Origin of the sequence: Chromobacterium indicum (genome assembly GCF_039708975.1) — a bacterium.
Lineage (GTDB): Bacteria > Pseudomonadota > Gammaproteobacteria > Burkholderiales > Chromobacteriaceae > Chromobacterium > Chromobacterium piscinae.
The window spans coordinates 46,732-62,748 of sequence record NZ_JAYFSJ010000019.1; the positions used below are offsets into that span (position 1 = coordinate 46,732).

At 64.9% G+C, this 16,017-nt stretch carries 16 protein-coding genes; 5 read left to right on the forward strand and 11 right to left on the reverse strand.

Going from position 1 to position 16,017, the window contains the following annotated elements:
- Positions 1-42: 42 nt before the first annotated feature.
- From fliE to VA599_RS21090, 4 genes are all read right to left on the reverse strand, one after another.
- On the reverse strand, positions 43-366 hold the full coding sequence (fliE, locus tag VA599_RS21075; RefSeq protein WP_021477700.1) for a flagellar hook-basal body complex protein FliE: 324 nt from the start codon (positions 364-366) through the stop codon (positions 43-45).
- A 2-nt stretch (positions 367-368) separates the two neighbouring features.
- On the reverse strand, positions 369-1,745 hold the full coding sequence (locus VA599_RS21080; RefSeq protein ID WP_346790452.1) for a sigma-54-dependent transcriptional regulator: 1,377 nt from the start codon (positions 1,743-1,745) through the stop codon (positions 369-371).
- 24 nt (positions 1,746-1,769) lie between these two features.
- Positions 1,770-2,465, reverse strand: a complete 696-nt coding sequence (locus VA599_RS21085; protein WP_031296543.1) for a chemotaxis protein CheB — start codon at positions 2,463-2,465, stop codon at positions 1,770-1,772.
- A gap of 111 nt (positions 2,466-2,576) precedes the next feature.
- Positions 2,577-3,059, reverse strand: coding sequence for a low molecular weight protein-tyrosine-phosphatase (locus VA599_RS21090; RefSeq protein WP_346790454.1), 483 nt, complete (start codon positions 3,057-3,059; stop codon positions 2,577-2,579).
- Positions 3,060-3,166: 107 nt separating this feature from the next.
- Between VA599_RS21090 and VA599_RS21095 the strand changes: the two genes are divergently transcribed.
- The gene (locus VA599_RS21095; protein ID WP_346790456.1) at positions 3,167-3,361 is read left to right on the forward strand and encodes a hypothetical protein; all 195 of its coding nucleotides are present in this window, start codon (positions 3,167-3,169) and stop codon (positions 3,359-3,361) included.
- Between the two features lie 45 nt (positions 3,362-3,406).
- Here VA599_RS21095 and VA599_RS21100 read toward each other — a convergent pair whose 3' ends face one another.
- Positions 3,407-3,622 carry a hypothetical protein gene (locus tag VA599_RS21100; RefSeq protein WP_346790458.1) on the reverse strand — a complete coding sequence of 72 codons (216 nt, stop codon included), beginning with the start codon at positions 3,620-3,622 and terminating at the stop codon, positions 3,407-3,409.
- On the opposite strand from VA599_RS21100, the gene VA599_RS21105 reads away from it, so the two are divergent.
- The gene (locus VA599_RS21105) at positions 3,621-3,962 is read left to right on the forward strand and encodes a hypothetical protein (RefSeq protein ID WP_021477696.1); all 342 of its coding nucleotides are present in this window, start codon (positions 3,621-3,623) and stop codon (positions 3,960-3,962) included. The two genes, VA599_RS21100 and VA599_RS21105, sit on opposite strands and share 2 nt — an antisense overlap.
- Positions 3,963-4,055: 93 nt before the next feature.
- Here VA599_RS21105 and VA599_RS21110 read toward each other — a convergent pair whose 3' ends face one another.
- Complete coding sequence (locus tag VA599_RS21110; protein WP_346790460.1) at positions 4,056-4,967, reverse strand: LysR family transcriptional regulator; 912 nt, start codon at positions 4,965-4,967, stop codon at positions 4,056-4,058.
- Positions 4,968-5,060: 93 nt separating this feature from the next.
- Here VA599_RS21110 and VA599_RS21115 point away from each other — a divergent pair, with 93 nt between their 5' ends.
- The gene (locus tag VA599_RS21115) at positions 5,061-6,032 is read left to right on the forward strand and encodes a bile acid:sodium symporter family protein (RefSeq protein ID WP_346790462.1); all 972 of its coding nucleotides are present in this window, start codon (positions 5,061-5,063) and stop codon (positions 6,030-6,032) included.
- Between the two features lie 44 nt (positions 6,033-6,076).
- Here the strand turns inward: VA599_RS21115 and VA599_RS21120 are convergent, their stop codons facing one another.
- From VA599_RS21120 to VA599_RS21130, 3 genes are read right to left on the reverse strand one after another with little or no spacing between them, the layout of a single operon-like run.
- A complete protein-coding gene (locus tag VA599_RS21120; protein WP_166441163.1) occupies positions 6,077-6,820 on the reverse strand; it encodes an aspartate/glutamate racemase family protein in 744 nt (247 codons plus the stop codon).
- Positions 6,820-7,962, reverse strand: coding sequence for an S-methyl thiohydantoin desulfurase family protein (locus VA599_RS21125; protein ID WP_346790464.1), 1,143 nt, complete (start codon positions 7,960-7,962; stop codon positions 6,820-6,822). The genes VA599_RS21120 and VA599_RS21125 overlap by 1 nt, the downstream gene beginning before the upstream one ends.
- Positions 7,952-10,279: a sigma 54-interacting transcriptional regulator gene (locus tag VA599_RS21130; protein WP_346790466.1), complete on the reverse strand. Its 2,328-nt coding sequence runs from the start codon at positions 10,277-10,279 to the stop codon at positions 7,952-7,954. The genes VA599_RS21125 and VA599_RS21130 overlap by 11 nt, the downstream gene beginning before the upstream one ends.
- A gap of 286 nt (positions 10,280-10,565) precedes the next feature.
- Between VA599_RS21130 and VA599_RS21135 the strand changes: the two genes are divergently transcribed.
- Complete coding sequence (locus VA599_RS21135; protein WP_346790468.1) at positions 10,566-11,267, forward strand: hypothetical protein; 702 nt, start codon at positions 10,566-10,568, stop codon at positions 11,265-11,267.
- Positions 11,268-11,269: 2 nt separating this feature from the next.
- Here the strand turns inward: VA599_RS21135 and bla are convergent, their stop codons facing one another.
- The gene (gene bla / locus VA599_RS21140) at positions 11,270-12,043 is read right to left on the reverse strand and encodes a subclass B2 metallo-beta-lactamase (RefSeq protein ID WP_031296540.1); all 774 of its coding nucleotides are present in this window, start codon (positions 12,041-12,043) and stop codon (positions 11,270-11,272) included.
- Between the two features lie 185 nt (positions 12,044-12,228).
- On the opposite strand from bla, the gene VA599_RS21145 reads away from it, so the two are divergent.
- Positions 12,229-13,791 (forward strand): hypothetical protein, encoded by a 1,563-nt coding sequence (locus VA599_RS21145; protein WP_346790470.1) that lies wholly within the window; start codon positions 12,229-12,231, stop codon positions 13,789-13,791.
- 74 nt (positions 13,792-13,865) lie between these two features.
- On the opposite strand, the gene uvrB is transcribed toward VA599_RS21145, so the two are convergent.
- On the reverse strand, positions 13,866-15,878 hold the full coding sequence (gene uvrB / locus VA599_RS21150) for an excinuclease ABC subunit UvrB (RefSeq protein WP_021477687.1): 2,013 nt from the start codon (positions 15,876-15,878) through the stop codon (positions 13,866-13,868).
- Positions 15,879-16,017: the final 139 nt, after the last annotated feature.

Genomic DNA, 16,017 nt, shown 5'->3' on the forward strand with positions numbered 1-16,017 from the left:
TATGGTTTAGGTCCACCGCCGCCGGGCCGTGGCAAGGCAGCGCTAGACTTGAGTATTCATGATTTCCTGATAGGCGCTGACCAGCTTGTTTCGCGCCTGAACCATCGTCTGGAACGACAGGCTGGCTTTCTGCAGCGACACCATCACGTCCTGCAGATTGACCTCCTTGTTGTCGCCCAGCTGAAACTGCTTTTGCATCTCCTCCGATGTCTGCTGCGCCGAATTGACCTGCTCTATCGTTGATTTGAGCACGTCGGAAAAGTCGACCTGCGGCGTCTGCTGAGTCGCCTGCGGCTGTTTGCCTGAAGCCAGCGCCGCCGCGCTTTTCAGCTCGCCCAGCAACTGGTCGATATTATTGACTGACATGGCTACTCCGTGCCATTTCCCTCCGGAACATCTCCACCGGCATCCGCAGCGTCTTCATCACGGTAACGCTGCAATTTATAGCGCAAAGTGCGCTCGCTGATGCCCAGCTTCTCCGCAGCCAGCTTCTTCACGCCGCCGACTGCCGTCAATGTTTCCAGAATATGGCGTTTTTCAAGGGTTTTCATGTCGGTTTCACCCGACACCGAACTGTCCGATTCGGACTCTGCCCGGGTAAACTGCCCCACGCCTGCAATATCGCCCAGCATCAGATCGGCGGCAAGAATTTCCGCCCCGGCGGCAAGAATGACCGCCCGCTGCACGACATTATCCAGTTCGCGGATGTTACCCTCCCAACTATAGGCCGTCAAATGACGTTCCGCATCCCTGGAAAATACCAAAGACGCCCGCCCGGCGGCCTCCGCATGTTTTTTAAGCAGGAATCGTGCCAATGGCAGGATATCATCCTGGCGCTCAGCCAGCGCGGGTATCCGCAAAGGAAAAACATTCAGACGGAAATACAGGTCTTCCCTGAAATTTCCCGCCTCCACCGCCGCCTGCAAATCGCGGTTGGATGTGGCCAGCACGCGGATGTCCAGCTTGATGGCCCGGGTGCTGCCTATCCGCTCCACTTCGCGCTCCTGCAGCACCCGCAGCAGCTTGGCCTGCAGCGGCAGCGGCATCTCGGTGACTTCATCCAGCAGAATGGTGCCCGTCTGAGCCTGCTCGAACTTGCCGGGCAGCGCCTGCGCCGCGCCGGTGAAGGCGCCGCGCTCATGGCCGAATAGCGTGGACTCCAGCAGGTTGTCCGGGATCGCCGCGCAGTTGACGGCGACGAAAGGCCCGGCGCCGCGCCGGGAATGGCGATGGATGTAGCGCGCCAGTACTTCCTTGCCGCTGCCGCTGGGACCGGAAATCATCACACTTGCGTCGCTCTGCGCCACCCTGCCCGCCAGCGCGAACAACTGACGCATCGCGGCGGATTCCGCCACCACTTCGCCGCCGTCGTCGCCCGGCATCGCCAACAGATGCTTCGCCACCTCGGCGAGCAGGCTCTGCGGCTCGAAGGGCTTAAGCAGATAATGGGCGGCGCCGGCGCGCAACAGCTCGATCGCGCGCTCGATCACGCCATAAGCCGTCATCAGGATGAAAGGCACGCCGGGATAGCGCTTCTTCGCCTCCTCGAACAAATCATAGCCGTCCATCGGCGCCATCTGCGCGTCGGAAATGATCAGCCCCACCGGCTCCTTGGCCAGTTTCAGCAAGGCGGCGCCGCCGTCGGCGGCCTCCAGCGTCGGATAGCCGGCCAGCGACAGCGTGTCGACGATGGCTTCGCGCAAGTCGGCGTCGTCCTCGACCACCAGAATCGGAAGATACTTCATGGAGTCCAATGCTTCTTATTATGATTACACCGATGGCTGGCGCTGGTGCGCCAGCGTGACCAGCCGCTGGGCGATGCTGCCGAGCGCCAGCACCTCGTGGGTGGCGCCGATGGCGATCGCCTCCTTGGGCATGCCGAACACCACGCAGCTCGTCTCGTCCTGAGCGATGTTCCAGGCGCCGGCCTGCCGCATTTCCAGCATGCCATTGGCGCCGTCGCGACCCATGCCGGTCAGGATGACCCCTATGCTGTTCTTGCCGACCAGATTGGCGGCGGAGCGGAACAGCACATCCACCGACGGTCGATGGCGGTTCACCGCCGGACCATTGTTCAGCGAGGTGCTGTAGCCTATCGTCGGCGCGCTCTTGATCAACAAATGGGAATGGCCGGGCGCGATGTAGACGGTGCCGGGCTGCAGCCTTTCATTATCCTCCGCCTCCTTCACCCGCAAGCGGCACAGCGAATCCAGCCGCTGCGCGAACGAATGGGTGAACATTTCCGGCATGTGCTGGGCGATCAGAATCGGCGGCATATTGGCGGGCAGCGTGGTCAGCAGCGCGCGCAAGGCCTCAGTGCCGCCGGTGGAGGAGCCGATGACGATGACGGTTTGGCTGGCCAGCGGCGTCTTGGTCGGCTGGCGCGGCAGGATCACGTCCGCGCTGTGGCTGGGGACGATTTCCAAAGGAGTCTTGTTCGCTCGCTCTCGCGAAGTCAAGGCCATGTTTTTACCTTGCAGACAGAGTTCGCCCGCGCGGCCGTCGGCTTCGGCCCGCCCAAGCGTGACTGGGTTGTTTCAAATAGCTTAGCAGGAGCGCCGCCTCCGGTCAGGCGTTCAACGCAACTCGGCTTCTATCCTGGCCAGCCAAGCGTCGCAGGCGGCCTCCAGCAGGTCCAGCACCTGCTCGAAGCCCCGATCGCCGCCGTAATATGGATCCGGCACCTCCCGATCTTTCCCCAACGGCTCCAGCATCAGATGCAGGCGATCGCTCAGCTCCTCGGGACAACGCCGGCGCAGGTCGTCCAGATTATGGCGGTCCGCGGCCAGGATCAGGTCGAAAGCGGAGAAGTCTTCATCAGCCACCTGGCGGGCGCGCTGCGTGGAAAGATCATATCCCCGCCCGGCGGCGGCGCGCATGCTGCGCGCGTCCGGGGGCTCGCCAACGTGATAGCCATGGGTGCCGGCGGAGTCCAGCCGGATCCGGCCCGACCATCCTGTCGCGGCCAGCCGTTTCCGCATCACGCCCTCCGCGGTCGGAGATCGGCAGATATTGCCGTGGCAGACAAAAAGGATGGAGAAAAAATCCTTTCCGCTCATAGAGTTCCCCTTGATGAAATCCAAACTCGCCGCTCAGCGCACGAATTTCCCGCGGATCATGTTTTTAAGCCTGCGCGCGATGCGTGCCATATTGACACGAAAATCAGATGACAGCCAGCCGATCTGCCATTCTTGGCTACTGCATTCTTCCCTCCCAAACTCAGGAAAATACATCCGCCGGACAGAATGAAAACCCAACCCGCTCGCAAAACAATCTTGCTCTGAATTATTCAGGAATCAAGCTGAAATTATTACGTGAAAATTCTGCGCCTAATTATCAAAATGGCAATGCCGACATTTAGAAACCGTCATTCCAAATCATGTCGATGTGCCAAAAAAGCAATGCATCACAAAACAAATCTGTACTTTAAGGCATTAAATCCATGTTTCCCGCCAAAATATCTATTTCCCAGAGAGTTTTGTATTGCGCCATCGCCAAATTGAAAATACCATGCGTTCGGCATGCGAGTGGCGCCAGGCATTGCTAAAACCGGACTGCCGCCATTCACATCGCGCTCTGCCGCAGCTTTCCCTGACAACCTCATTTCAAGGAGTAGCAACATGGCAAATACCCTTCTCCCCAACCAAGTTCTGGGCATCAACGAATCTCTACTGTCCACCAACGGCGCCTTCCAGCTAATCCTGCAAAGCGACGGCAACCTGGTGCTGTACCGGATGGCCAACCACCATCCGCTGTGGGCCTCCAACACCAATGGCAAGGACGCCATGCGCGCCATCATGCAGACCGATGGCAACTTCGTGCTGTACGACTTCCACGGCAAAGCGCTGTGGGCGTCCGGCACCAACGGCAAGCCCGGATGTTTCGTCACCATGCAGGACGACGGCAACCTGGTGATCTACGAGCCCAAGATTCCGGTCTGGGCTTCCAACACCGCCCAGTAAGCCGCAACCGCCCGGACGCGCCGACATGGCCGTGTCCGGGCGGCTCATCCCTTCCTTTTGTCCCCGCCTCGTCCGTCTCCAGCACTCTCGCAATCAAACGCCTTGCGCCAGCGCCTGCAACTGTCCGCGCATCTCCAGCACCAGCCGCCATACCCGCTCCGCCGCCGGAGATAAGGTACGGTTGCGCCTGCGGATCAGCACGATGCGGCGGCTGGCCCTCGGCACCATCGGACGCGCCGTCAAGTTGCAACCGTCCGGCAGCGGCATGGCCAACCCAGGCGACACGCTGACGCCGATGCCGGCGGCCACCATGCGGAATACCGAATTGGAATGGCCCAATTGCTGCGCCACCGGACAATCCAGGCCGTGTCCACGCAGCAGTTGATCGATCAGCGGCCGGCTGCCGGAGCTGCCGTCAAGCAGCACCAGCGCCTCGCCATCCAACTGCCTCCACTCCACCGACTCGCTCGCGGCCAGTCGGTGATCGGCGCGGCACACCAGCCAGAAGTCATCGATCAGAACCGTTTCCTGCTCCAGATCGTCGCAGGGCTCCGGCTCCACCACCAGGCCGAAATCGGCCTCGCCGCCGCGCACCGCCGCGACATTCAGGCGCTGGACCTGATCATGCAGGTGCAGGCCTAGTTGCGGATAGCGTTCGCGACAGGCGGAAACGATGGCCGGCATCAGACTGGCCGACAGCGTCGGGCTGCTGGCGACGTGGACGCTGCCCAGCGCCTGCTCGCTCTCCTTGCGCGCAGCGTCCAGCACCTCGTCCAACTCCTCCAGCGCCCGCCTCAGCTTGGGCAGCAGCCGCGCGCCGGCCGCGGTCAACGCCACTTCGCGGGTGGTGCGATCCAGCAGGCGCAATTCCAGCGCCTGCTCCAGCTCCCGCACCGTGCGGCTGACTGCCGGCTGGGTCAGGCCCAGCTCATCGCCGGCCCGGCTGAAACTGGCGTGCTCGGCCACCCGGCAGAAGGCTCTTAGCTGTCTCAGCGTAAAATTCATAAAAATATATTTTTAATTGATCAAATAAATGCATTTGTATTCTTAATTAATCCGCGCTTCAATAGCAAGATCAAACAACGAATGCCTGATGCCATGCCCAAGCTGTTGGATTCTTTCACCCTGGCCTTGCTGGCCACCGTCGCGCTGGCCAGCCTGCTGCCCTGCTCTGGCCAGACCGCGCAGATATTCAATCTGGCCACCAATCTGGCGATCGGCCTGCTGTTCTTCCTGCACGGCGCCAAGCTGTCGCGCGAGGCGGTGGTAGCCGGCGCCGGCCACTGGCGGCTGCACCTGACCGTGCTCGCCTGCACTTTCGCGCTGTTCCCGCTGCTGGGCCTGCTGCTGAAACCGGTACTGACGCCGCTGGTGACGCCGGAGCTGTACCTCGGCGTGCTTTATCTGTGCATGCTGCCGTCCACCGTGCAGTCATCGATCGCCTTCACCTCGATGGCCCAGGGCAATGTGCCGGCCGCCATCTGCAGCGCCACCGCGTCCAATCTGCTGGGCATCTTCATCACGCCGCTGCTGGTGGGCTGGCTGGTGGCCTGCCACGGCGGCGCGGCGCAGAACATGGGGTCTGCGCTGGACATCGTCTACCAGTTGCTGCTGCCCTTCATCGCCGGCCAGATCGCACGCCGATGGATAGGCGGCTGGGTGGACAAGCACAAGGCCTTGCTGAAATACGTGGACCAGGGGTCGATCCTGATGGTGGTGTACACCGCGTTCAGCGCGGCGGTGATCAGCGGACTATGGCAACAAACGCCGGCGGCGGCGCTGGCTGGCCTGCTGGCGGTCAACGCCATCCTGCTGGGCCTGCTGCTGGCGACCACCTCGCTGGCCGGCCGCAAGCTGGGCTTCAGCCGCGAGGACCAGATCACCATCTTGTTCTGCGGCTCGAAGAAGAGCCTGGCAAGCGGCGTGCCGATGGCCAAGGTGCTGTTCGCCGGCCACGCGATCGGCGCCATCGTGCTGCCACTGATGCTGTTCCACCAGATCCAGCTGATGGTGTGCGCGATGCTGGCCCAGCGCTTTCGCAAGCGGCACCTGGCCGAAGCCCGCGCCTGAAAGAAAAATCCCCGCTGCGGCGGGGATTTTTCATTGGCAAACCGTCAAGCCTGCCGCGACAGCGAGGTGATCACCGGCAACGACTCCTTGCCGTAGCACAGCCGGCTGGGGCGCACCTTCATCCTCACCAGCGACAGCAGCAGGCTGAAGCCGGCCTGGTTGGGATCGATCACCGGCACATAGCAGCCCAGCGTCGCCTCCAGCAGCTGCTCCACCCGGCGCGCCACGCCGACGAAGCCGGTGCAGCCAAGCAGAATGGACTGCGCGCCGTCGCGGCGGACAGCCTCCAGCGCGCACTCGTACACCTTGGGCACCACCACATCCATATTAGACAGTTGGTCCACCGGGCAGTCTATCGCCCGGATCGAGCTGAACGAATCCTGCAAGCCGTAAGCCTGGACATGGCCATGCTGCATCGCCAGCGTCGACTGCAACACTGTGACGATGGAGAAGCGCTGGCTGAGCAGCAGCGCGCTGAACGCCGCCGTCGGAAAGCCGCCGACGATGGGGATGTTCACCGCCTCGCGCGCGGCCTCGACGCCGCACATGTCGAAATCGCTGAGCCAGATGCCGTCGAAACCCTCGCGTTCCAGCTGCAGCGCCGTCTCCACCACTGCCAGGCCGTTGGCCAGCCAATCGATGCGGTCCTGGATATGGCTGGTGCCGCGCGGCAGGTTGCGAACCTCCACCTCGACGTCGGCCGGGATCACCGGGCGGATGGATTCCAGTATCGGCTGGTTGAAGGTGTCCACGCCCACCGGCACCAGCACGCAGATGCGCAAGCTCATCACGCGCCCTCCCGGCCGGCGTCCACCGGCGCGTACGGCCCCAGATAGCCAAGCTGCGCCAGTTCATCGGCGAAACTCTGCAGGATCAGGCCCTTGCGCAGCGGCGCTGCGGCCGGCAGCGCGATCACCGCCGCCTTGCGGCCGCGCACCGTCGGATCCAGACCGTGGTCATCGCCCGACAGGTCGCCGTTGCTGAACACATGCTGGCCATCGCCTTCGACAAAGTAGCTGATGGCGTCCGGCGCGGTCGCCAGCGGATGGGAGACCGCGCTGTCCCAAGCCAGCAACGATTCGTTCTGGTACAGCACCGTGCAACGGCGCTCACCGTCCTCCAGACTTACCTTGCCCAGATCGAAGCCGCCGGCGGTGGTCACCTCGGACGACACCAGCGTCGCTGGGCCGAACAGCAGCTTGCCCTTGATGTCGAGCTCGCGGCGCAGGAAATCCAGCATCGCTTCCGCGGTCCTCACCTCGCCGCCCTGCAGCGCGCCGCCCAGTTGCTCCGGCGACATGATCCACATCGCCAGGCCGCCGAATTGTCCGAACTGCGGATTGGTCAGGATGGGGCGCAGCATCTGCTCCACCACGGTGGAAACGTCTTCCTGCGGCTTGCCGTCCGGCGGCGGCATGCGCACGCCCAGCTCCACGCACAAACCGCTCTCGCCGGCCAGGAAAGCGGGCGTCGGCGGAATGCCGGCGGCGGCGTAGGTTAGCATAGGCAAGGACGGCACCGCGCGCCCGGCGCCGTCGGCGTCCACCACCGCCAAGCCCAGCTTGGCCGCCACCAGGCCGGCCACCACGAAACCCAGCGCGCCGCTTTCCGGCGCCGCCACGTAGGCCAGCTTGCGCCCCTGCGATTCCAGCCGTTGCCGCGCCGCGAGGGCGGCCTCCACCGGCCCGTTCGGCCACTGCACCTGGTTGATCGCGTCCGGCGCGCCCATGTAGGCCACCATCACGCAGTCGCCATCGGTCGCCTCGTCCACGCTCACTACCCGCACCTTGTCGGTCGGGTAGTAATCGCCGCTGCGGAAATTCGCCGCCAGATGGCGGGCGGAGATCATCGTCCCGCCGCCGCCGCTGCCGAAAAAGCACGCGCCCTGCAGCAAGGGTTCCAGATCACGTGATGAAAGTTCAAAAGCCATGGCTTGCACCTGTTGTTGCGTTGTGGTCGGCGCGGCTGCCCGGCAAGCCGCCGAGCAGGCGACGCGCCCTTTGCAGCACGGGGTGGGCCGGCTCCCCGCGGCCGTCGCAGGCTCGCAAGGTGGTTTCCAGCGTCTCCCGCGCCTGTTCTTCCCTGCCCGACGCGGCCAAAAGGTCCGCCAGCCGGGCCGCGGCCTCCACTCTGGGCGGCACCGCGCCCAAGGCTTCCGCGGTAGTCAATGCGCTGCGCAAGCCTTGCTCGGCGCCGGCGGCATCGCCCTGCTCCCTCAGCGCGCTGGCGCGCGCGATCAGCAACTCGCCCAGATAGGCCCGCTCCTTGTGCGCCATCGCCAGTTCCAGCGCCTGCTCGGCCAGCGCCCTGCTCTCGGAAGCCCGTCCCGACGCCAACAACAGCTCGCAACGCCGCCAGGCGTAGAAGGAGTGGAACAGCTTGCCTCCATGCCGCAGCATCTGCCCCTGATAGCCCTCTTGCATCGCGGCCTCCGCCTCCTCGTCACGGCCGCTGCGGGCCATATGGCAACCAAGGAAAAACTGAGCGACGCCCTGGTAGAAAGCAAAGCCGTGCTGCCGGGACAGCTGCTCCATCTGCGCCGCCAGATCGCCCAGCGACTCGTCTTCGAACAAGCAGGCCAGCCATACCGCGCCCTGCAGCGCGATAGCGTGACTGAAGGGCTGGTCCTCGCCGGCCCGCCTCGCCAGCAGAGCCTCCAGCGCGCACCGCGCCCGGGCGAACTGCCCCAGCTGGAAGGCCGCCAGCCCCTCGAAGGTCAACACCAGCCCGCTCAGATCGAAACCCTGGGTGCCCATGCGCCGCCCCGGGCCGCCGCCCAGCAAGCCGCCCCGCTCCAGGCAGGCCAGCACCTCGGCGTGGTCGCCCAGCCAGAACAGGGTGTTGGCCATCACGAAATGGGCGTCGGCCAGCGCGCTGGCGTCGCCGGCGGCCTGGCCGCGCTGCAGCATCTGCTGCGCGGTGCCGCGTGCCCGGTCCAGCTCCAGCGACATCAGCTGGCTGGTCCAGATGCCGAACAGGATGGACATGATCTCCGGCTCGCAATCCAGCTCCCTGCCCACCGCCAGCGCCGCCTCGTAGCAGGACAGCGCCTCGCCGTTGGACCAGCCGTGCCGCGCGCTGTGGCAAATGCCCAATTGGCGCAGCAGATGGAAATGCTCCTCCCTCGCTTCCTGCTGCAGCGCGGCCTCTTCAAGCAAGGTTAATCCGCGCGACAGAACGCGGGACGCCTGCTCGAGATCGCCCGCCTCCAGCAGCCTCCCGCCCTCTTCCAGCAGCCGGCGCAGCGTCTGGCGCTTGTCCTCGCGCGCGCCCAGCCGGCGCTCCACCACCTTGCGCCCCACGCCCAGCATGCGGGCGGCCGCGGCCTTGTTGCCCCGGCACAGCTGCAGCGCGCGGTTGAGCAGCAAAGTTTCCGCCGCCGCCAGCTTGTCCTCGCCCGGCAGGGCCAGCATCGCGTCCGCCAACTCATCCGCGTCGGCCTGCCACGGATGAGCGTGCGGCTCGAGGAATTCATCCAGCGCCGCCGCCGTGATCAGCGGACCGTCGGACAGCACGCCCAACCTGTCGACCAGGCTGCGCAGCTGGCGCACGTTGCCGGGCCAGCGGCTGTTCTGCAGCCTCGACACGGCGTCGGGCGCGAAGCGCAGCGGGCGCGGCTGCGTCGCGGAGAAATGTTCGACCAGAGAAGGGATGTCGTCGCGGCGCTGCTCCAGCCCCGGCAGGCTGAGCACGAATACCGACAAGCGGTAATACAGATCCTCGCGAAAACGGCCGTCGCGCACCGCTGCCTGCAGATCCCGATGGGTGGCGGCCACCACGCGGCCGGCGAAATGCTGCGGCTCGGCCGAACCCAGCGGGCGGAAGCTGCGCGTTTCCAGCACCCGCAGCAGCTTGGGCTGCAAGGCCAGCGGCAGCTCGCCGATCTCGTCCAGAAACAGCGTGCCCCGGCCCACCTGGGCCAGCAGGCCGACGCGGCTGCCTTGCGCGCCGGTGAAGGCGCCGCGGGCGTGGCCGAACAGCTCGGCCTCCATCAGGTGCTCGGGGATCGCCGCGCAGTTCAGATCGATGAAAGGCTGGCCCGCCACCTGGCTGTGGCGGTGCAGCTCATGGGCGATGACTTCCTTGCCGGCGCCCGTGGGTCCCCAGATCAACACCGTCTTGTCGGTCGGCGCCACCCGCCGCACCAGCTGCAGCAATCGCTGGAAAACCGCCGACTGGCCTATCGCCCGCTCGGCCGGACCAAGCGGGATGGAAAGCGGAGAAACATCGTGCGCGGGAATGTCCATGGCGACCTTGAGCAAAGGACGCGCCAGGCTGGCGCGCCGAATATGGCAAGGCATTATGCCAACGACTTTCAAAATGACAAGAAAGACGAGCGGGGATGGCGCGCCGATTCATCCATCCAAAAATCGGAATATGGACGAATTCGTCCATCAGCCGGGACGACGAATCGGGACAAGCGCAATGAATACAATACTTTACAAACTGGCACGCTTGCTGCTGTAGACAGCCGATGCCTCTGCAGCGGTCACAGCCGCCCGGCAGCGAAAAAAACACACCCGGACATTGGGCATGAACGCTCGCTATACCATCAATATTCTCAACAACAGCCGACACGCTCAGGACTTCTTCCTGTTTCAGGAACCCGCCCGCTACGCCGGCGCGGACAGCGCCGTCTACAGCAACAGCCTTTACCACCGGACGTTGCCGCCGATCTCCGAAACCGGCTCCATCCTGATTCTGGAGCTGCTGTCTTCCAGCTTCGCCGCCGCTCAGGCCCGCCTTGATCCGGCGCCGCGCGCCGGCCTTCCCTCCGGCCAGGCCATGTCCTGCCAGCCGGTGCGCGCCTCGCGCTCAGGCTTGCCCTCCCCCAACGCGGTCACCATGAGTCTGGGCCCCGAACCGGAACTCAGCGCCCCCCGCCACCACCCCGACGTGGACGAGGAAGCGTTCCGCATCAGCATTCCCCACTACGACGCAGGACGGCGGCCCTGCAATGTCGGCCAGGCGGTACGCACCGGCGACGGCCGCATGGTGCTGTCCAGCTTCATCGACGCCCAGCCGGACAGCCACATCGACTGCGCGCCGCTGCCGCGCTTCTACGCAGGCGTCGGCCGCCGCCACGCCGGCACCGTCATCGACTTCGACAACAGCAGGCAAGGCGCGGCGCTGTGTGACGCCAGCGAAGGCCACACCACCTTCAACCTGATCTACGACCATCGCGGCGACTGGATCGTCGAGGCCGTCAAGGGCCGGCCCGCCTGGCAAGGCTGAACTCAGCGCGCCTGCGCCGCCGCGTCCGACGCCTGCCGCTTCAACAGCTGGCGGTAGTGATCGATCAACTCCGGGCCATGCAGGGCGTCCAGATGGCCGGCGATGATGGTATCGATGTCCAGTCCGCTGAGCGTGAGCTTCTCCAGCGTCTTCGGGTATTCGTTCAGATCGGCGTAATGGAGATTGCCCAGCTCCTGCTTGAGGATGCAGTTGCCGTACAGCACCTTCTCCTCCGGGAAATAGACGAAAATGCCGTCGCGGGTATGCGCCGCGCCCAGATGAAAGGCCTTGACCTTGCCGCCCTGCAGTTCGAAATCGCCGGGAAACACCTGATCAGGCATGGAGGCGGGCAGCGCCGGATAATCCGGAAAACCCTGGCGGGTAAAAGCGACGATGTCGTCCCAGCCGCGGCTCATCTCGTCGGCCGTCTGCCGAGTGGCGACGATGCGGGCGCCGATAGACTTCCAGTACGCGTTGCCGCCGGCCCGGTCGGTGTGATAGTTGGGATTGATCACCTCGGCGATGGGTTTGTCGGTGACCGCGCGTATTTGCCGCGCCAGCTCGCGGGCGGTGTCCGGCGTCCAGGTGGCGCCCACCACCGTCACATGCTCCGCGCCGACGTATACCGCCGAGTTCTCCTTGGCGTAATAGTCGTCTTCCACCACGTACACGCCGCCCTTCAGGTGCTTGAGGCTCAGGCTGCCCTGCGCCGCGCAGGCTCCGGCCGCCAGCGCCAGGCCCAGCAGCGCGCCGGCAAATTTAAATATTCTGTGCATTTTATTTTCCATTTATATTTCAAATAAAGGCGATAATTTCCCGAATTTCCATTCTTGGGAGAACTCGCCGCTCGCCTGCCGCTCCAAAATCACGGTTCCTGCCAAACCTTGATCTTGGCAAGATTCTAGCCAGCCCGGCCCAGCGGGGTAAACCGCGCGGTCCGTAACTGCCGTAACCTGAAATAATGACCGCCGACGCCATCCATTTCGAACTCACCCCGCCCTACCGCCATGCCGGCAAACCCGTCCGCTTCCAATCGCTGTGGCTGCTGGTCCGGCTTTACTACGCCGCGGCCCACGAAGACGGCATGGTGGCGGTCGCCGCGCTGCGGCAGCGCTTTCCAGCCAGCCGGACGCCGCGCATGCTGGTTTCCCGCGCCTTCGCCGACTTCGCCGCCTGGGGCGTGGAGGCCGGCTGGGGCGCGCCTCGGCGCGAACCCGCCTCCTTGCTCAATCCGGATGGACGCAGCCGCGGCCCTTTCTGGCTGGCCTCTGACGGCATGGCCCGGCTGGAATTCCTGGCGGACGGGCTACCGGCGGACCGCCGGCAACTGGAACGATTCCTCGGCCTTGAGCCGGCCGCGGCGGAGGCTCCCGATTCCATTTCGCAACTGGAGGCGCTGACCCGCGGCCTGGATTACTGGAGCCAGCTCACCCAGGCAATCCGCGACGAGCGCGACGGCATGGGCAGGGTGGCGGGCCCGCAGGTGGCGGCCTCCTTCCATGCCGCCAGCCTGGCCGCGCACAACGATTTCCAGCAGGCGCTGGCCCTGACCAAGGAAAGCCTGGCGTGGCGCCGCGGCGCCCAATTCGACGACAGCCGGCTGGCGCTGAAGAAGCTGGGCCAGGTGCTGGACGGCCGCCGCTTCGAAACCGCCCAGCCCACCTTCTCCGCCATGGCCTGCATCGCCCGAGCCTGGGACCACTACGCGCGCGGCGAGCCCGACGGCGCCGAGGCCTGCCTCGCGCAACTGCGCAATCCGGGAGAGCTGCAGCCGGTCTATCGCTACAACCCCCGCGTGCGCTTCGAATACCTGAACCTGGGCGCGCTGCTGCACAAGCAGGCCGCCATCTCGGGACAAGCGCCGGAACGCGCCGAAGCGGCGCTGCGGGACCTGGCCGGCGCGCTGGAAGCAGCCTACGAGGCGGACTCCATCGACGCCGCCCAGCACGTGGCGGCCAATCTTGGCTGGTGCCTGTGGCTGTTCTGGAAGCAGGCGCTGGTCGATCCGCAACGCGCGCTGCCGGTCGCGGACATGCAACGGCTGGCGATACGCTGGCTGGGGTTGTCGGAATGGATTTGCGATCGCTTCGGCGTCGGCAACGGCTCGGCGTGGAACGTCGTCTTCCTGCTGCGCATCGCCCGCGGCGATTGCCCGCGGACCAAGCGCCCGGCGCTGGCAGGCTTCCAGGCCGCGCGGCCGTTCCCGCTGCAGGAGATGCGCCGCGCGCTGGCCCTGTCGCCCTGCCCGTTTTCCGCCGCCAAGGGCTACCGCAGCTGGACCGCCGTCGCCGAGCTGACGCTGGACGAGCACGATCAGGGCCGGCTGCCGCTGACGCCGCTGCAACTGGCCAATCTGCTGCTGGAAACGCTGTGGTTCCAGGCCTGGGAAGGCGGCGTCAGCCGGCAGGCCTGCGCCAGCGCGCTGCGCCTGAAACAGCTGCTGCCGCAACTGCGGCGCGGCGAGCGCAGCTTCTTCCGCGACGAGCTGGCTTTCCTGCCGCAGGAGTTGCTGGAGCCGGCCTGAACGGCCCGCTCGGCCAAAAAGACGCAAAAAACCCCGCGTCGCCGACGCGGGGTTGAATGGATGAAGCCGCCAACTCACAGCTCGCTGAGCCAGGCCTTTTCCTTCAATTGCTTCAATTCGTCGCGGATGCGCGCCGCCCGTTCGAACTCCAGATTGCGCGCGGCCTCCAGCATTTCCTTCTCCAGCCGCTTGATCTCCTTGGACAGCGTCTTCTCGTCCATCATCGCCACCTTGGCCTCGTCCACCAGCTTCTTGCGCTCGGCTTCGACGCTGTAGACGCCGTCGATGATGTCCTTGACCTTCTTCTCCACGCCGCGGGGGATGATGCCGTGCTCGGCGTTGAACGCCATCTGCTTGGCGCGGCGGCGCTCGGTCTCGTCCATCGCCTTGCGCATGGAATCTGTGATGCGGTCGGCGTAGAGCAGCGCACGGCCGTTCAGGTTCCGCGCGGCGCGGCCTATGGTCTGGATCAGGCTGCGCTCGCTTCGCAGAAAGCCTTCCTTGTCCGCGTCCAGGATCGCCACCAGGCTCACCTCGGGAATGTCCAGGCCTTCGCGCAGCAGGTTGATGCCGATCAGCACGTCGAACACGCCCAGGCGCAGGTCGCGGAGAATCTCCACCCGCTCCACCGTATCGATGTCGCTGTGCAGATAACGCACCTTGACCCCGTGCTCGGTGTAGTAGTCGGCCAGCTGCTCTGCCATGCGCTTGGTCAGCGTGGTGACCAGCACCCGCTCGCCGCGCTCCATGCGGTCGCGGATCTCGGACAGCAGGTCGTCCACCTGGGTGGCCACCGGACGGATCTCGAGCTGCGGGTCCACCAGGCCGGTCGGACGCACCACCTGCTCCACCACCTGGCCGGCGTGGTCCTTCTCGTACACCGCCGGCGTGGCCGAAACGAAGATGGTCTGCGGCATCAGTTGCTCGAACTCGTGGAACTTCAGCGGCCGGTTGTCGGCGGCGGACGGCAAACGGAAGCCGTATTCCACCAGATTGGCCTTGCGCGCGGCGTCGCCCTTGTACATCGCGCCCACCTGCGGCACGGTGACGTGGCTCTCGTCGATGAACATCAGCGCGCTCTTGGGCAGGTAGTCGATCAGAGTCGGCGGCGGATCGCCGGGGCCTCGACCGGAGAAATGGCGCGAGTAGTTCTCGATGCCCTTGCAGAAGCCCATCTCGTACAGCATTTCCAGATCGAAGCGGGTGCGCTGCTCGATGCGCTGCGCCTCCACCAGCTTGCCTTCCTTCTGATACCACTCGATGCGGTAGCGCAGCTCGTCCTTGATCTGCTCGCAGGCGCGCAGCACGGTGTCGCGCGGCGTCACATAGTGGCTGGACGGGAACACGGTGAAGCGGCCGACGCGTTGCTTGGTGGTGCCGGTCAACGGATCGAACAGCGTCAGCGTTTCAACCTCGTCGTCGAACAGGCTGACGCGCAGCGCGGTGTCGCTGCTTTCCGCCGGATAGATGTCGATCACGTCGCCGCGCACGCGGAAGGTGCCGCGGCCGAAGTCCAGGTCGTTGCGGCTGTACTGCATCGTGGTCAGCCGGCTGATGATGTCGCGCTGCGGCGTGGTCTCGCCTTCCTTCAGGTGCAGGATCATCTGGTGGTAGTCGGACGGGTCGCCGATACCGTAAATCGCAGACACCGTCGCCACGATGATGCAGTCGGGACGTTCCAATATCGACTTGGTCGCCGACAAGCGCATCTGCTCGATGTGCTCGTTGATGCTGGAATCTTTCTCGATGAACAGATCGCGGCTAGGAACGTAGGCTTCCGGCTGGTAGTAGTCGTAGTAGGAAACGAAGTATTCCACCGCGTTGTGCGGGAAGAATTCGCGCATCTCGCTATATAGCTGCGCCGCCAGCGTCTTGTTGTGCGCCATGATGATGGCCGGCCGTCCCGTCTGGGCGATGACGTTGGCCATGGTGTAGGTCTTGCCGGAGCCGGTCACGCCCAGCAGAGTCTGGTAGGACAGGCCGTCGGACAGGCCCTCCACCAGTTTCTCGATGGCGGACGGCTGGTCGCCGGCCGGCGGGAAAGGCTGGTTCAGTTGAAACGGACTGTCGGGAAAGGTGAGCAGCATGGCGGCCCCGGAGCAATGGCGAAAAGGTTGATTTTACGCCCATATCCGCCCGATCTCACCTCCCGTTTCCCTATCCCCGGCAAAGGACCGCCAGGCAAGGGAAAACCGCCGCCGCGGCCACTCGAGAAAAACCGCATTT

Coding starts and splice junctions, on each gene's coding strand:
- fliE (WP_021477700.1), bottom strand. CDS start 366: ATGTCAGTCAATAATATCGACCAGTTGCTGGGCGAGCTGAAAAGCGCG.
- VA599_RS21080 (WP_346790452.1), bottom strand. CDS start 1,745: ATGAAGTATCTTCCGATTCTGGTGGTCGAGGACGACGCCGACTTGCGC.
- VA599_RS21085 (WP_031296543.1), bottom strand. CDS start 2,465: ATGGCCTTGACTTCGCGAGAGCGAGCGAACAAGACTCCTTTGGAAATC.
- VA599_RS21090 (WP_346790454.1), bottom strand. CDS start 3,059: ATGAGCGGAAAGGATTTTTTCTCCATCCTTTTTGTCTGCCACGGCAAT.
- VA599_RS21095 (WP_346790456.1), top strand. CDS start 3,167: ATGACAGCCAGCCGATCTGCCATTCTTGGCTACTGCATTCTTCCCTCC.
- VA599_RS21105 (WP_021477696.1), top strand. CDS start 3,621: ATGGCAAATACCCTTCTCCCCAACCAAGTTCTGGGCATCAACGAATCT.
- VA599_RS21100 (WP_346790458.1), bottom strand. CDS start 3,622: ATGTTGCTACTCCTTGAAATGAGGTTGTCAGGGAAAGCTGCGGCAGAG.
- VA599_RS21110 (WP_346790460.1), bottom strand. CDS start 4,967: ATGAATTTTACGCTGAGACAGCTAAGAGCCTTCTGCCGGGTGGCCGAG.
- VA599_RS21115 (WP_346790462.1), top strand. CDS start 5,061: ATGCCCAAGCTGTTGGATTCTTTCACCCTGGCCTTGCTGGCCACCGTC.
- VA599_RS21120 (WP_166441163.1), bottom strand. CDS start 6,820: ATGAGCTTGCGCATCTGCGTGCTGGTGCCGGTGGGCGTGGACACCTTC.
- VA599_RS21125 (WP_346790464.1), bottom strand. CDS start 7,962: ATGGCTTTTGAACTTTCATCACGTGATCTGGAACCCTTGCTGCAGGGC.
- VA599_RS21130 (WP_346790466.1), bottom strand. CDS start 10,279: ATGGACATTCCCGCGCACGATGTTTCTCCGCTTTCCATCCCGCTTGGT.
- VA599_RS21135 (WP_346790468.1), top strand. CDS start 10,566: ATGAACGCTCGCTATACCATCAATATTCTCAACAACAGCCGACACGCT.
- bla (WP_031296540.1), bottom strand. CDS start 12,043: ATGCACAGAATATTTAAATTTGCCGGCGCGCTGCTGGGCCTGGCGCTG.
- VA599_RS21145 (WP_346790470.1), top strand. CDS start 12,229: ATGACCGCCGACGCCATCCATTTCGAACTCACCCCGCCCTACCGCCAT.
- uvrB (WP_021477687.1), bottom strand. CDS start 15,878: ATGCTGCTCACCTTTCCCGACAGTCCGTTTCAACTGAACCAGCCTTTC.